Genomic DNA, 13,479 nt, shown 5'->3' on the forward strand with positions numbered 1-13,479 from the left:
GTAAAGAAGAAGGAAGAATCGGCATGTCCGCTCTCCAGACCCTTGCTGCCGACGGCGTCCACGGCTCCCTCGGTTCCATCGGCTACGGCCTCGCCGCCATCGGCCCCGGCGTCGGCGTCGGCATCATCTTCGGCAACGGCACCCAGGCCCTGGCCCGTCAGCCCGAGGCGGCCGGCCTGATCCGCGCCAACCAGATCCTCGGCTTCGCCTTCTGTGAGGCGCTCGCCCTCATCGGTCTGGTCATGCCGTTCGTCTACGGCACCTGATCAACCGATCAGCGACAGCCCCCTAGACGAAAGGCACTGACATGAGCCAGATGCTCACCCTGGCGGCAGAGCAGGGGGAGAACCCCCTCTACCCGCCGATCCCCGAGCTCGTCATCGGCCTGATCGCCTTCGTCATCGTCTTCGGCTTCCTCGCGAAGAAGCTCCTCCCGAACATCAACAGGGTTCTGGAAGAGCGCCGCGAAGCCATCGAGGGCGGTATCGAGAAGGCCGAGGCCGCGCAGACCGAGGCCCAGAGCGTTCTTGAGCAGTACAAGGCTCAGCTCGCCGAGGCCCGTCACGAGGCCGCGCGCCTGCGTCAGGAGGCGCAGGAGCAGGGTGCCGCGCTCATCGCCGAGATGCGGGCCGAGGGTCAGCGTCAGCGCGAGGAGATCGTCGCCGCTGGTCACACCCAGATCGCGGCCGACCGCAACGCCGCTGCTCAGGCGCTGCGCCAGGACGTCGGCAGGATCGCCACCGACCTGGCCGGCAAGCTGGTCGGCGAGTCCCTTGAGGACCACGCCCGTCAGAGCCGTGTCATCGACCGCTTCCTCGACGAGCTCGAGGAGAAGGCCGAGGCCACGCGATGAACGGAGCGAGCCGCGAGGCCCTGGCAGCCGCACGTGAGCGTCTCGACGCGCTGACGGACTCCACGTCCGTGGACGCCGCGCAGCTCGCGGACGAGCTGGCGGCCGTCACCGCGCTGCTCGACCGCGAGGCCGGCCTGCGCCGGGTTCTCACCGACCCGGCGCAGCCCGGAGAGGCCAAGGCGGAGCTGGTCCAGCGCCTGATCGGCGGACAGGTCAGCGGTACCACCGCCGACCTGGTGTCCGGGATGGCCCGCGCTCGCTGGTCGCAGACCCGCGACCTGGTCGACGCGACGGAGGAGCTGGCGGACATCGCCGACCTCACCGCCGCGGAGAAGACGGGCACGCTGGACGACGTGGAGGACGAGCTGTTCCGGTTCGGCCGGATCGTCTCCTCCAGCACCGAGCTGCGCGCCGCGCTCACCGACCGTGCCGCCGGCACCTCGGCCAAGACCGAGCTGCTGCACCGGCTGCTCGGCGGTCGTGCCAAGCCGGCCACCGAGCGTCTGGTGACGCGCCTTGTGACCGCGCCGCGGGGACGTAGCCTGGAAGCGGGACTGGAGTCCCTGTCCAAGCTTGCCGCCGAGCGCCGCGACCGGGTCGTCGCCGTCGTCACCTCCGCGGTGCCGCTGAGCGACACGCAGAGGCAGCGCCTCGGCGCGGCCCTGGCGAAGCTCTACGGCCGCCGGATGCACCTCAACCTGGACGTGGACCCCGAGGTCCTCGGCGGGATCCGGGTGCAGGTCGGTGACGAGGTCATCAACGGGTCCCTCGCGGACCGGCTGGACGAGGCCGCCCGCCGCATGGCGAGCTGAGCAGCGCTCGGTAATCGACAAAAGCAGTACGTACTTACGGCCCTGGTTGGGCCGTGCAGAGGATTCACCTCTTTCAGGGGGGAGTCCCACATCCCCCCAAAGTGAAACTTCGGGCCCAACAAGGAGAGCAGGGAACCCAGATGGCGGAGCTCACGATCCGGCCGGAGGAGATCCGGGACGCGCTGGAGAACTTCGTCCAGTCGTACAAGCCGGACGCGGCCTCGCGCGAGGAAGTCGGTACGGTCACCCTTGCCGGCGACGGCATCGCGAAGGTCGAGGGTCTTCCCTCGGCCATGGCCAACGAACTGCTGAAGTTCGAGGACGGCACCCTCGGCCTCGCGCTCAACCTGGAAGAGCGCGAGATCGGCGCCATCGTCCTCGGTGAGTTCAGCGGCATCGAGGAGGGTCAGCCGGTCACGCGCACCGGTGAGGTGCTCTCCGTCGCGGTCGGCGAGGGTTACCTCGGCCGCGTTGTCGACCCGCTCGGCAACCCGATCGACGGCCTCGGCGAGATCGAGACGTCCGGCCGCCGTGCCCTCGAACTGCAGGCCCCCACGGTCATGCAGCGCAAGTCGGTGCACGAGCCGATGGAGACCGGCTACAAGGCCGTCGACGCGATGACCCCGATCGGCCGTGGTCAGCGTCAGCTGATCATCGGTGACCGCCAGACCGGCAAGACCGCCCTGGCCGTCGACACGATCATCAACCAGCGCGACAACTGGCGCACCGGCGACCCGAAGAAGCAGGTCCGCTGCATCTACGTCGCCATCGGCCAGAAGGGCTCCACCATCGCCGGCGTGCGCCGCGCGCTGGAGGAGAACGGCGCCCTGGAGTACACGACCATCGTCGCCGCCCCGGCGTCCGACCCGGCCGGCTTCAAGTACCTGGCGCCGTACACCGGTTCGGCCATCGGCCAGCAGTGGATGTACGAGGGCAAGCACGTCCTCATCATCTTCGACGACCTCTCGAAGCAGGCCGACGCCTACCGCGCCGTGTCCCTGCTGCTGCGCCGCCCGCCGGGCCGTGAGGCCTACCCGGGTGACGTCTTCTACCTGCACTCCCGTCTGCTGGAGCGCTGCGCCAAGCTCTCCGACGACATGGGCGCCGGCTCGATGACCGGTCTGCCGATCGTCGAGACCAAGGCCAACGACGTCTCGGCGTTCATCCCGACCAACGTCATCTCCATCACCGACGGCCAGTGCTTCCTGGAGTCGGACCTGTTCAACGCCGGTCAGCGCCCCGCGCTGAACGTCGGTATCTCCGTCTCCCGAGTCGGTGGTTCCGCGCAGCACAAGGCGATGCGCCAGGTCTCCGGCCGTCTCCGTGTCGACCTCGCCCAGTTCCGTGAGCTGGAGGCGTTCGCCGCCTTCGGTTCCGACCTGGACGCGGCCTCGAAGGCCCAGCTGGAGCGCGGTTCGCGCATGGTCGAGCTGCTGAAGCAGAACCAGTACCAGCCGATGGCCACCGAGGACCAGGTCGTCTCCGTCTGGGCCGGCACCAACGGCCGTATGGACGACGTTCCGGTCGTCGACATCCGCCGCTTCGAGAAGGAACTGATCGACTTCCTGCACCGGAAGCACCAGGGCCTGATGACCTCCATCAAGGAGGGCGCCAAGATGTCGAACGACACCATCCAGGCGATCGACGACGCCGTTGCCGAGTTCAAGAAGCAGTTCGAGACCTCGGACGGCAAGCTCCTCGGCGAGGACACTCCGGCCGCTGCCGCCAAGTGACGTAAGGAAGGGACCTGACTCATGGGAGCCCAGCTCCGGGTCTACAAGCGTCGCATCCGATCCGTCAGCGCGACCAAGAAGATCACCAAGGCGATGGAGATGATCGCCGCCTCGCGCGTCGTCAAGGCGCAGCGCAAGGTGGCGGCCTCCACGCCGTACGCGACCGAGCTGACGCGCGCGGTCACGGCGGTCGGTACGGGTTCGAACACCAAGCACCCGCTCACGACGGAGGCGGAGAACCCGACCCGTTCCGCAGTTCTGCTCCTCACGAGCGACCGCGGTCTGGCCGGCGCCTTCAACTCCAACGCCATCAAGGCGGCGGAGCAGCTGACCGAGCGCCTGGAGCGCGAGGGCAAGCAGGTCGACACGTACATCGTCGGCCGGCGCGGTGTCGCCCACTACAACTTCCGTGAGCGCAAGATCGCGGAGTCGTGGACCGGCTTCACCGACGAGCCGACGTACGCGGATGCCAAGAAGGTCGCTGCGCCTCTGATCGAGGCCATCGAGAAGGACACGGCCGAGGGTGGTGTGGACGAACTCCACATCGTCTTCACCGAGTTCGTCTCGATGATGACGCAGACGGCACTCGACGCACAGCTGCTGCCGCTGAGCCTCGAAGAGGTCGCCAAGGAGGCCGCCCCCCAGGGGGAGATCCTCCCGCTGTACGACTTCGAGCCCTCGGCGGAGGACGTCCTCGACGCCCTGCTGCCGCGGTACGTGGAGAGCCGCATCTACAACGCGCTGCTCCAGTCGGCCGCTTCGAAGCACGCCGCCACGCGGCGCGCGATGAAGTCGGCCACCGACAACGCGGGCGAGCTGATCAACACGCTCTCCCGTCTTGCCAACGCGGCCCGCCAGGCCGAAATCACCCAGGAAATCAGCGAGATCGTCGGTGGCGCGAGCGCCCTGGCCGACGCGACCGCGGGGAGTGACCGATAATGACCACCACTGTTGAGACCGCGACGGCTACGGGCCGCGTCGCCCGGGTCATCGGCCCGGTCGTCGACGTGGAGTTCCCCGTCGACGCGATGCCGGAGATCTACAACGCCCTGCACGTCGAGGTCGCCGACCCGGCGAACGCGGGCGAGAAGAAGATCCTGACCCTGGAGGTCGCCCAGCACCTGGGTGACGGCCTGGTCCGCACCATCTCCATGCAGCCCACCGACGGTCTGGTCCGCCAGGCCCCGGTCACCGACACCGGCAGCTCCATCACGGTGCCCGTCGGTGACTTCACCAAGGGCAAGGTGTTCAACACCCTCGGTGAGGTGCTGAACGTCGACGAGAAGTACGAGGGCGAGCGCTGGGGCATCCACCGCAAGGCCCCGAACTTCGACGAGCTCGAGTCGAAGACCGAGATGTTCGAGACCGGCGTCAAGGTCATCGACCTGCTGACCCCGTACGTCAAGGGCGGCAAGATCGGTCTGTTCGGCGGCGCCGGCGTCGGCAAGACGGTGCTCATCCAGGAGATGATCTACCGCGTCGCCAACAACCACGACGGTGTCTCCGTGTTCGCCGGTGTCGGTGAGCGCACCCGTGAGGGCAACGACCTCATCGAGGAGATGTCCGACTCGGGCGTCATCGACAAGACCGCGCTCGTCTTCGGTCAGATGGACGAGCCCCCGGGCACCCGTCTGCGCGTCGCGCTGGCCGGCCTCACCATGGCCGAGTACTTCCGTGACGTCCAGAAGCAGGACGTGCTGTTCTTCATCGACAACATCTTCCGCTTCACGCAGGCCGGTTCCGAGGTCTCCACGCTGCTCGGCCGTATGCCCTCCGCGGTGGGTTACCAGCCGAACCTGGCCGACGAGATGGGTCTCCTCCAGGAGCGCATCACCTCGACCCGTGGTCACTCGATCACCTCGATGCAGGCGATCTACGTTCCCGCGGACGACCTGACCGACCCGGCTCCGGCCACCACCTTCGCCCACCTCGACGCGACGACGGTTCTGTCCCGTCCGATCTCCGAGAAGGGCATCTACCCGGCCGTGGACCCGCTGGACTCCACGTCCCGGATCCTGGACCCGCGCTACATCGCTGCGGATCACTACAACGCGGCCATGCGCGTGAAGACGATCCTGCAGAAGTACAAGGACCTCCAGGACATCATCGCGATCCTCGGTATCGACGAGCTGGGCGAGGAGGACAAGCTCGTCGTCCACCGTGCCCGTCGTGTGGAGCGCTTCCTGTCCCAGAACACCCACGTCGCCAAGCAGTTCACCGGCGTGGACGGCTCGGACGTGCCGCTCGACGAGTCGATCGCCGCGTTCAACGCGATCTGCGACGGTGAGTACGACCACTTCCCCGAGCAGGCGTTCTTCATGTGCGGTGGCATCGAGGACCTCAAGGCCAACGCCAAGGAGCTGGGCGTCTCCTGAGCCTCGTGCTCGTGTGAGGGGGTGGGTGCGTCCCGCCCCCTCTCCCACGCCCATTAGAATTGACCCCAACACCCGGCACTACCGCCGGGTGGTGACCCGAGGAGCCACCCTTGGCTGCTGAGCTGCACGTCGAGCTGGTCGCCGCGGACCGCCAGGTCTGGTCCGGCGAGGCCACCCTGGTCGTCGCGCGCACCACGTCCGGCGACATCGGCGTCATGCCCGGTCACCAGCCGCTGCTCGGTGTGCTGGAGTCGGGCCCGGTGACCATCCGTACGAGTGATGGTGGAACGGTCGTCGCTGCGGTGCACGGCGGTTTCATCTCGTTCGCGGACAACAAACTGTCGCTGCTGGCGGAGGTCGCCGAGCTGTCGGACGAGATCGATGTCCAGCGCGTGGAGCGAGAGCTCGAGCGCGCGAAGGCGGACGACGACGCCGAGGCCGAGCGCCGCGCGGATGTCCGTCTGCGGGCGGCGACCGCAGCGCGTTGAACCAACGCGCCGCGTGATGACGTCACTCAGCCGCGGCCGGCCCGGAGCAATCCGGTGCCGGTCGCGGCTGAGGCAGATACGGGTGTTTTTTCCGTTTCATTACTCAGTTGCATACTCAGCTTCAGTGTCATTGCCTAGGAGACGAGGAGGTCGGTGCCGATGATCCTCGCTCTGACTGTGTGCGGGATCGTGGTCGCGCTCGTGGTGGTGGGACTGTTCCTGTTCGGCCTGCGCCGCAGACTCATCCAGCGTTCCGGCGGCACCTTCGACTGCTCGCTGCGCTGGGACGTCGCGGAGAAACCGGACGCCAACGGCAAGGGCTGGAGCTACGGCGTCGCCCGCTACAGCGGCGACCGCATCGAGTGGTACCGCGTCTTCTCCTACGCACCCCGACCGCGCCGGATCCTGGAGCGCTCGCAGATCGAGGTGGCCGGCCGCCGGCTGCCCGAGGGCGAGGAGGAGATGGCGCTGCTCTCCGACGCGGTGGTCCTCGCCTGCACCCACCGGGGCACGCGCCTCGAACTCGCGATGAGCGAGGACGCGCTGACCGGTTTCCTCGCGTGGCTGGAGGCGGCCCCGCCCGGACAGCGGGTGAACGTGGCGTAGCCGCATTCACCCGCTGCCCGGGCGGGGTCCCCCGGACGCGGTCCGGGGGACGTCAACGTCGCTCAGGGTCCGCTTCTTCTTCGAACCGTCCTACGACAGCCCGCTGCTGATGGCGCTCACCAGCTCACCGTTGCCGGTGTCACCGCTGAACTCCCAGAAGAACGCGCCGCCGAGGCCCTGGGACTTGGCCCAGCTCATCTTCCCGGCGATCGTCGACGGTGTGTCGTACGACCACCAGTTGCTGCCGCAGTGCGCGTACGCCGTGCCGGCGACGGTGCCGGTCGCCGGGCAGGACGTCTTGAGCACCTTGTAGTCCTCGATGCCCTGCTCGTACGTACCCGTGGCCGGACCCGTGGCCGTGCCGCCCGGGGCGTCCTGGGTGACGCCGGTCCAGCCGCGGCCGTAGAAGCCGATGCCGATGAGCAGCTTGCTCGCGGGGACGCCGGCCGCCCTGTACTTGGCCATCGCGTCGGCGGTGGTGAAGCCCGCCTTCGGGATGCCGGAGTACGCGGTGAGCGGGGAGTGCGGGGCGGTGGGGCCCTGTGCGTCCCAGGCGCCGAAGAAGTCGTACGTCATCACGTTGTACCAGTCGACGTACTGTGCGGCGCCCGCGTAGTCGGCGGCCTCGATCTTGCCGCCGGAGGAGCCGTCGGCCGTCACGGCCGCGGTGACCAGCGCGGAGGAGCCGAACTTGGCGCGCAGCGCGGCCATCACGTTCTTGAAGGCCGCGGCCCCGCTGGTGTCACAGGACAGACCGCAGGCGTTCGGGTACTCCCAGTCGATGTCGATGCCGTCGAAGACGTCGGCCCAGCGCGGGTCCTTGACCAGGTTGTAGCAGGACTGGGCGAAGGCGGTCGGGTTGGCCGCCGCCTGGCCGAAGCCGCCGGACCAGGTCCAACCGCCGAAGGACCAGATCACCTTGATGTTCGGGTACTTGGCCTTCAGCTCGCGCAGCTGGTTGAAGTTGCCGCGCAGTGGCTGGTCCCAGGTGTCGGCCACGCCGCTCACCGACTGGTCGGCGGTGAACGCCTTGTCGTAGTCGGCGTAGGAGTCACCGATGGCGCACTGGCCGTTCGTGACGTTGCCGAAGGCGTAGTTGATGTGCGTGATCTTCGAGGCGGAGCCGGACGTCACCAGGTTCTTGACGTTGTAGTTGCGGCCGTAGATGCCCCACTCGGTGAAGTAACCGAGCTTGACCTTGTCGCCGGTGGTCGGGGGAGTGGTGCCGCCTCCGGTGGTGTGCACCTTGACCGCGCCGCTGACCGGTCCGGTCTGGTCGGCGGTGTCCCGGGCCTGCACGGTGTAGGAGTAGTCGGTGCCGGCGGTGAGGCCGGTGTCCGAGTACGACGTGGTCGTCACGGTGGAGACGACCTTGCCGTCGCGCAGCACGTCGTAGTTCTTGACGCCCTTGTCGTCGGTGGCCGCGCTCCAGCTGAGCTTCACCGAGGTGTCGGTGATGGAGGAGGCGGCCGGGGTGCCGGGGGCGGAGGGGGCCGCGTCGCCGGGGACGGTGGTGCCGTCACAGCTGTCGCCGTTGAGCTTGCAGTGGGACGGGGAGCCGGATCCCGCGCCGTTGAAGCCGAAGGTGACGGAGGCGCCCGGGGCCAGGGTGCCGTTGTAGGACTTGTTCTTGGCGGTCCAGTGGGTGCCGGAGCTGGTGACGTCCGCGTCCCAGGCGGAGGTCACGGACGTCCCGGAGGGGTAGTCCCATTCGACGGTCCAGGAACTGATGGAGCTGGTACCGGTGTTCTTGACGGTCCACTGCGCGCCGAAGCCGGTACCCCAGTCCTGGGTCTTGGTGTAGGTGGCGGTGGCCGACGCGGAGTCCGCCGCGGCCCGCGCGGGACTCGTGAGACCGACCAGGCCGGCCAGCGGGAGCAACAGGGTCGCGAACCCTGCCGCGGCTCTGTGTCTGAAGCGCATGCTGCGCCTCCCTCGTGTGTGGGGCATCCATTTGGGGGTGGCCGGGGCATGACTGAGCCTCCACGCCCACGGTGCCGTGAGAATAGAAAGGTCTGGACCACGGGTCAATAGGTCTGGACCACTCGCTCTCTGGATCCCCTAGATCCCCAACTCCTGTGCCAGCACGGCCGCTTGGACCCGGCTGCGCAGCTCCAGCTTGTTCAGCAGACGGCTGACGTGCGTCTTCACCGTGCCCTCCGCCATCTCCAGACGGCCCGCGATCTCGGCGTTGGACAGGCCCTCACCGATGCACGAGAGCACTTCGCGCTCGCGCGGGGTGAGACTGTCCAGCAGGGCCGGATCGGCCGTCGACCGGCGCATCGGCTTCGCGGCGAACTCGGCGATCAGCCGCCGGGTGACCGCCGGCGCGACGATCCCCTCCCCGCGCGCCACCGTCCGCACCGCCTGGAGCAGGTCCTTCGCCTCGGTGTTCTTCAGCAGGAAACCGGCCGCGCCCGCCCGCAGTGCCCCGAACACGTACTCGTCGAGGTCGAAGGTGGTCAGCACCAGCACGTCCGCGGTCTGCTCGGCGACGATCCGCCGGGTCGCCGCCACCCCGTCCAGGCGTGGCATCTGCACATCCATCAGGACGAGGTCCGGCCGCAGCTCCCGGGCCAGCTCCACGGCCTGTTCGCCGTCCGCCGCCTCCCCGGCCACCTCGATGTCGGGCGCGCTGCCCAGGATGAGCACCAGCCCGGCGCGGACGGCGGACTGGTCTTCGGCGACCAGGACCCGGATGGCGCGGTTCATGCGAGGTCTCCTTCGGTGAGTGGAAGGGCGGCGCACACGGACCAGCGGTCCTCCTCGGGCCCGGCCGTGAAACTGCCGCCGAGCAGCGCGGCCCGCTCCCGCATCCCGGTCAGACCCGAGCCGGAGCCGGGGGCGCGCGGGCTGTCGCCGGGCCGGTAGGGGCTGGTCACCCGCAGGTGCAGGGCACCGCTGTGCTGACGGAGGCTGATGTGGACCCGCCCCGGTGCCGCGTGCTTCAGGGCGTTGGTCAGCGACTCCTGCACGATCCGGTACGCGGCCAGCTCGACCGGCGCGGGCACGCTGTCGTGGCCGGTGTCGAGGGTGACGTCCAGGCCATTGGCGCGGGCGCCGTCCACCAGGGTGGCCAGGCCGTCGAGGGTGGGGGACGCGGCGGGCTCGTGGTCGCCGGAGCTGTCCCGCAGGATCCCGATCAGCCTGCGCATCTCGGCCAGCCCCGCGACACTGTTCTCCCGGATGACGGCCAGGGCGTCCTTCGAGGTCTTCGGGTCGTCGAGGGAGAGCGCGGCCGTGGAGTGGATCGCGATCGCGGACAGATGGTTGGCGACCATGTCGTGCAACTCCCTGGCGAATCGCGACCGTTCGGCGGTGACCGCCTGGACGCGGTCCATCTCGGCGAGCAGGGCGGTCTGTTCGGCGTGCAGCTGGGCCGCCTCGGCCGCGTCGCGGTGGTTGCGCACCACCCAGCCGGTGGAGGCGGGCGCGAACGCGACCACGCCGACGCCCACCCCGATCAGCAGGCCCTGCGGGTCGCGCCACAGGGCGGCGGGCACGACTCCGCCGAGGACCGTCAGCATGCCGGTGACCCAGGGGATGCGGCGGGCGGCGGCGGGGCTGCCGTACAGGACGGCCGCGTACATCAGATCGGTGTACAGCACGACCGTGACGACGCTGCCCAGGGTCACCGTGTCCAGGACCAGCGCGGCGGTGCCGATCAGCAGGCCGAGGCGGGGCCGGATGCGGCGCAGCGGCTCGCAGGCGGCGGTCATCGCCAGCGGCACCAGCGGCGCCCACGGCGCGTCCCACAGCACGACGGTGTCCGAGGCCACGCGCGGGTGGATGCCGAGTGCCCACAGCAGCACCCCGCCGAGCAGTCCGCCCACGGCGATGCGCAGGTCGTGGTGGTGCGGGCGGGGCGGTGCGAGGGACATGACCCCCATCCAACACGCCCCGCGGCCACTGCGCCTGCTCCCCGGGGACGGTCCTGGACTGCAACTTTCGCTTACGGCGACCTCGCCCACGACGACGATGATGCGGGCGCCGGCCCACGCCAGCCTGGAAGGGTGAGCGAAGGGAGCGAACTGTGATCGTCGGGTTGATCATCGCCTGTGAGGTGGCGTTCTGGGTGCTGCTGGCCGCCGGACTGACCTTCCGGTACGCCTTCCGGATGCCCCGCATCGGCCTCACGCTGCTGCTGTGCGAGCCGCTGCTGGAGGTCGTGCTGTTCACCGTGACCGCGATCGACCTCAAGAACGGCGCGGAACCCGACTGGCGGCACGGCCTCGCCGCCGTCTACATCGGCTTCACCGTCGGTCTCGGGCATTCCACGATCAAGTGGGCCGACGCCCGGGTCGCCCACCGTTTCGCCGGCGGTCCGCCTCCCGTCAGGGCGCCGAAGTGCGGCACGGCACGCGCCGTCCACGAGTGGAAGGTCGCCGGCCGCTGGACGCTGGCCGCGGTCGTCGCCATGGCCCTGCTGCAGGGCGCGGTCTGGTACGTGGGGGGCGACGGCGACACCGGCTCGCTGCGGGCGTGGCAGCAGCGCATGCTGTGGGTGATCGGCATCAACGTGGTGATCGCCGCCAGTTACACGCTATTCCCGAAGCGGCGGCCCGAGGGCGGCGCCGGTGAAAAAACCGCTCGCCAGGACCACGCCGCTGAGCGATCATCGCGGCGATGACACGCACTGACACGCCTCCCGCCCGGGACGAGCGCACCCAGCTGACCACGTTCCTCGACTACGTCCGCGCCACCGCGCGCGCCAAGTGCGAGGAACTCTCCGACGAGGACGCCCGCAAGGCCCTCCTGCCCGGCTCGCCGCTGATGACCCTGAGCGGTCTGATCAACCACCTGCGCTGGGTCGAGTACTACTGGTTCAGGGTCGTCTTCCTCGGCGAGGAGGACGAGGGACCCTGGACCGACGAGGACCCCGACCGCGAGATGCGCATCGCCGTGGACATCCCGCTGTCCCGGCTGCTCGACGAGTACGCCGAGCAGTCCGCGCGCCACAACGAGCTGGTCGCGGCACACGACCTGGACGCCAGGGCGCAGCGCAAGCGGGGCGACGGCGAGGCGGCCGACCTGCGCTGGATCCTGCTGCACCTCATCGAGGAGACGGCCCGGCACAACGGCCACCTCGACATCCTGCGCGAGCTGGCCGACGGCCGCACCGGCGTCTAGGGCCTGTCTTCGGATCTTGCCGGGGGCGCGGGGGCTCGGGCCCGCCCCGAGGCGCCGTGCCCCGAAGCCGGCCCGATCCGACAGAAGGACCCCGGCCCGGACCGGCGGGGAGCGCTCAGCGCTCCCCGCCCGGCACCCAGAGCACGTCCCCGGTCTCCTTGTTCGCCGTCCTCGCCAGAATGAACAGCAGGTCGGAGAGGCGGTTGAGGTAGGTCGCGGTGAGCGGGTTCATGTCGTCGCCGTGCACCTCCAGGGCCGCCCAGGTGGAGCGCTCGGCCCTGCGGACCACCGTGCAGGCCTGGTGCAGCAGGGCCGCGCCGGGCGTGCCGCCGGGGAGGATGAAGGAGCGCAGCTTCTCCAGCTGCTCGTTGAAGCGGTCGCAGTCCGCCTCCAGCCGGTCGACGTAGAACTGCTCGACCCTCAGCGGCGGGAACTGCGGGTTCTCCACGACCGGCGTCGACAGGTCCGCGCCCACGTCGAACAGGTCGTTCTGGACGCGGGTGAGGACCGTGACGACCTCGTCGTCCAGCCCGCCCAGCGCGATCGCGGTGCCGATCACCGCGTTGGCCTCGTTGGCGTCGGCGTAGGCCGAGATCCTGAGGTCGGTCTTGGCGACCCGGCTCATGTCACCGAGGTTGGTGGTGCCCTGGTCGCCGGTCCTGGTGTAGATGCGCGTCAGATTGACCATGTGGCCAGCGTAGTTACGCTCCGGCGCTCCGGAACACGCGTGTGCCCACCGTCACGGCCAGTACGGCGAAGCCGACGGCCACGAGCGAGCCCTGGAGCATGTGCGCGCTCGTGTAGCGGCCGACGTAGGCGTCGCGCACCGCGTCCACCAGATAGCGGAACGGGACGAAGTGCGAGAGCACGTCCAGCCAGGCGGGCGCGAGCGTCATCGGGAGCATCAGTCCGGACAGCAGCATCGACGGCATCGACACCGCGTTGATCAGGGGGCCGAACTCCTGCGGGGTGCGGACCTTCATCGCCATCGCGTACGACAGGGATGCCAGCGAGAGCGTGAGCAGGGCGACGAACGCGAACCCGATGAGGACGCCGGGCAGCGGCGCGCGCAGGCCCATCGCCACCGCGGCGAGCACCAGCAGCACCGCCTGGAAGACGAAGACGGTGGCGTCCCGCAGCACCCGGCCCAGGAGCAGGGCGAGGCGGCTGACGGGGGTGACGCGCATCCGCTCCACCACCCCCTGAGCGTTCTCCATGATGACCGTGAAGCCCGCGAACAGAGCCCCGAACAGCCCGAGTTGGAGCAGCAGTCCGGGCACCAGGACCTGCCAGGAGCTGCCCTCCTCGCCCAGCGGCAGGCCGGTGAGCAGCGGGCCGAAGAAGAGGAGATACAGCAGCGGGGTCAGCACGCCGAAGAGCAGGGCGAAGCGGGAGCGCAGGGACTGGCGGAGATAGCGGCCGTAGACGAGGGCGGTGTCGTGCACAAGCATGCGGGCGGGTCCTAACGGGCGGTCCTGGTCG

15 protein-coding genes are annotated in these 13,479 nt (G+C 69.4%); 10 read left to right on the top strand and 5 right to left on the bottom strand.

Features of this window, described 5'->3' with window-relative positions:
* Positions 1-23 precede the first annotated feature (23 nt).
* The 8 genes from ACFZCP_RS03265 to ACFZCP_RS03300 all read left to right on the top strand — a co-directional run bounded on the left by ACFZCP_RS03265 (position 24) and on the right by ACFZCP_RS03300 (position 6,867).
* Entirely contained in the window at positions 24-266 is a 243-nt protein-coding gene (locus ACFZCP_RS03265; RefSeq protein WP_093474678.1) for a F0F1 ATP synthase subunit C, read from the top strand.
* 41 nt (positions 267-307) lie between these two features.
* Positions 308-853: a F0F1 ATP synthase subunit B gene (locus ACFZCP_RS03270; protein WP_391423536.1), complete on the top strand. Its 546-nt coding sequence runs from the start codon at positions 308-310 to the stop codon at positions 851-853.
* A complete protein-coding gene (locus tag ACFZCP_RS03275; RefSeq protein WP_391423538.1) occupies positions 850-1,665 on the top strand; it encodes a F0F1 ATP synthase subunit delta in 816 nt (271 codons plus the stop codon). The genes ACFZCP_RS03270 and ACFZCP_RS03275 overlap by 4 nt, the downstream gene beginning before the upstream one ends.
* Before the next feature lie 140 nt (positions 1,666-1,805).
* Entirely contained in the window at positions 1,806-3,398 is a 1,593-nt protein-coding gene (atpA, locus tag ACFZCP_RS03280) for a F0F1 ATP synthase subunit alpha (protein WP_362692316.1), read from the top strand.
* A gap of 21 nt (positions 3,399-3,419) precedes the next feature.
* Positions 3,420-4,337, top strand: a complete 918-nt coding sequence (locus tag ACFZCP_RS03285) for a F0F1 ATP synthase subunit gamma (protein WP_362692319.1) — start codon at positions 3,420-3,422, stop codon at positions 4,335-4,337.
* Positions 4,337-5,773, top strand: a complete 1,437-nt coding sequence (gene atpD, locus ACFZCP_RS03290) for a F0F1 ATP synthase subunit beta (protein ID WP_391423540.1) — start codon at positions 4,337-4,339, stop codon at positions 5,771-5,773. The genes ACFZCP_RS03285 and atpD overlap by 1 nt, the downstream gene beginning before the upstream one ends.
* A 110-nt stretch (positions 5,774-5,883) precedes the next feature.
* Entirely contained in the window at positions 5,884-6,261 is a 378-nt protein-coding gene (locus tag ACFZCP_RS03295; protein WP_362692325.1) for a F0F1 ATP synthase subunit epsilon, read from the top strand.
* Positions 6,262-6,420: 159 nt separating this feature from the next.
* Positions 6,421-6,867 (top strand): DUF2550 domain-containing protein, encoded by a 447-nt coding sequence (locus tag ACFZCP_RS03300; protein ID WP_362692328.1) that lies wholly within the window; start codon positions 6,421-6,423, stop codon positions 6,865-6,867.
* A 90-nt stretch (positions 6,868-6,957) separates the two neighbouring features.
* Here ACFZCP_RS03300 and ACFZCP_RS03305 read toward each other — a convergent pair whose 3' ends face one another.
* The 3 genes from ACFZCP_RS03305 to ACFZCP_RS03315 all read right to left on the bottom strand — a co-directional run bounded on the left by ACFZCP_RS03305 (position 6,958) and on the right by ACFZCP_RS03315 (position 10,748).
* Positions 6,958-8,790: a glycosyl hydrolase family 18 protein gene (locus tag ACFZCP_RS03305; protein WP_391423543.1), complete on the bottom strand. Its 1,833-nt coding sequence runs from the start codon at positions 8,788-8,790 to the stop codon at positions 6,958-6,960.
* A gap of 138 nt (positions 8,791-8,928) precedes the next feature.
* On the bottom strand, positions 8,929-9,579 hold the full coding sequence (locus ACFZCP_RS03310) for a response regulator (RefSeq protein ID WP_391423545.1): 651 nt from the start codon (positions 9,577-9,579) through the stop codon (positions 8,929-8,931).
* The gene (locus tag ACFZCP_RS03315) at positions 9,576-10,748 is read right to left on the bottom strand and encodes a histidine kinase (protein ID WP_391423548.1); all 1,173 of its coding nucleotides are present in this window, start codon (positions 10,746-10,748) and stop codon (positions 9,576-9,578) included. Before ACFZCP_RS03315 ends, ACFZCP_RS03310 begins: the two co-directional genes overlap by 4 nt.
* Positions 10,749-10,900: 152 nt before the next feature.
* Between ACFZCP_RS03315 and ACFZCP_RS03320 the strand changes: the two genes are divergently transcribed.
* Together ACFZCP_RS03320 and ACFZCP_RS03325 are read left to right on the top strand one after the other, a co-directional pair.
* On the top strand, positions 10,901-11,497 hold the full coding sequence (locus ACFZCP_RS03320) for a hypothetical protein (protein WP_391423550.1): 597 nt from the start codon (positions 10,901-10,903) through the stop codon (positions 11,495-11,497).
* Positions 11,494-11,997: a DinB family protein gene (locus ACFZCP_RS03325; RefSeq protein ID WP_362692343.1), complete on the top strand. Its 504-nt coding sequence runs from the start codon at positions 11,494-11,496 to the stop codon at positions 11,995-11,997. Before ACFZCP_RS03320 ends, ACFZCP_RS03325 begins: the two co-directional genes overlap by 4 nt.
* A gap of 115 nt (positions 11,998-12,112) precedes the next feature.
* On the opposite strand, the gene ACFZCP_RS03330 is transcribed toward ACFZCP_RS03325, so the two are convergent.
* Positions 12,113-12,685 carry a cob(I)yrinic acid a,c-diamide adenosyltransferase gene (locus ACFZCP_RS03330; protein ID WP_391423552.1) on the bottom strand — a complete coding sequence of 191 codons (573 nt, stop codon included), beginning with the start codon at positions 12,683-12,685 and terminating at the stop codon, positions 12,113-12,115.
* 13 nt (positions 12,686-12,698) lie between these two features.
* Positions 12,699-13,448, bottom strand: a complete 750-nt coding sequence (locus ACFZCP_RS03335; RefSeq protein ID WP_391423554.1) for an ABC transporter permease — start codon at positions 13,446-13,448, stop codon at positions 12,699-12,701.
* Positions 13,449-13,479: the final 31 nt, after the last annotated feature.

Source organism: Streptomyces sp. NPDC007971, from assembly GCF_042958635.1.
Taxonomy (GTDB): Bacteria; Actinomycetota; Actinomycetes; order Streptomycetales; family Streptomycetaceae; genus Streptomyces.

What these genes read in the sequence shown, in the direction of transcription:
- ACFZCP_RS03265 (WP_093474678.1), top strand. Translation starts at nt 24, where the DNA reads ATGTCCGCTCTCCAGACCCTTGCTGCCGACGGCGTCCACGGCTCCCTC.
- ACFZCP_RS03270 (WP_391423536.1), top strand. Translation starts at nt 308, where the DNA reads ATGAGCCAGATGCTCACCCTGGCGGCAGAGCAGGGGGAGAACCCCCTC.
- ACFZCP_RS03275 (WP_391423538.1), top strand. Translation starts at nt 850, where the DNA reads ATGAACGGAGCGAGCCGCGAGGCCCTGGCAGCCGCACGTGAGCGTCTC.
- atpA (WP_362692316.1), top strand. Translation starts at nt 1,806, where the DNA reads ATGGCGGAGCTCACGATCCGGCCGGAGGAGATCCGGGACGCGCTGGAG.
- ACFZCP_RS03285 (WP_362692319.1), top strand. Translation starts at nt 3,420, where the DNA reads ATGGGAGCCCAGCTCCGGGTCTACAAGCGTCGCATCCGATCCGTCAGC.
- atpD (WP_391423540.1), top strand. Translation starts at nt 4,337, where the DNA reads ATGACCACCACTGTTGAGACCGCGACGGCTACGGGCCGCGTCGCCCGG.
- ACFZCP_RS03300 (WP_362692328.1), top strand. Translation starts at nt 6,421, where the DNA reads ATGATCCTCGCTCTGACTGTGTGCGGGATCGTGGTCGCGCTCGTGGTG.
- ACFZCP_RS03305 (WP_391423543.1), bottom strand. Translation starts at nt 8,790, where the DNA reads ATGCGCTTCAGACACAGAGCCGCGGCAGGGTTCGCGACCCTGTTGCTC.
- ACFZCP_RS03310 (WP_391423545.1), bottom strand. Translation starts at nt 9,579, where the DNA reads ATGAACCGCGCCATCCGGGTCCTGGTCGCCGAAGACCAGTCCGCCGTC.
- ACFZCP_RS03315 (WP_391423548.1), bottom strand. Translation starts at nt 10,748, where the DNA reads ATGTCCCTCGCACCGCCCCGCCCGCACCACCACGACCTGCGCATCGCC.
- ACFZCP_RS03325 (WP_362692343.1), top strand. Translation starts at nt 11,494, where the DNA reads ATGACACGCACTGACACGCCTCCCGCCCGGGACGAGCGCACCCAGCTG.
- ACFZCP_RS03330 (WP_391423552.1), bottom strand. Translation starts at nt 12,685, where the DNA reads ATGGTCAATCTGACGCGCATCTACACCAGGACCGGCGACCAGGGCACC.
- ACFZCP_RS03335 (WP_391423554.1), bottom strand. Translation starts at nt 13,448, where the DNA reads ATGCTTGTGCACGACACCGCCCTCGTCTACGGCCGCTATCTCCGCCAG.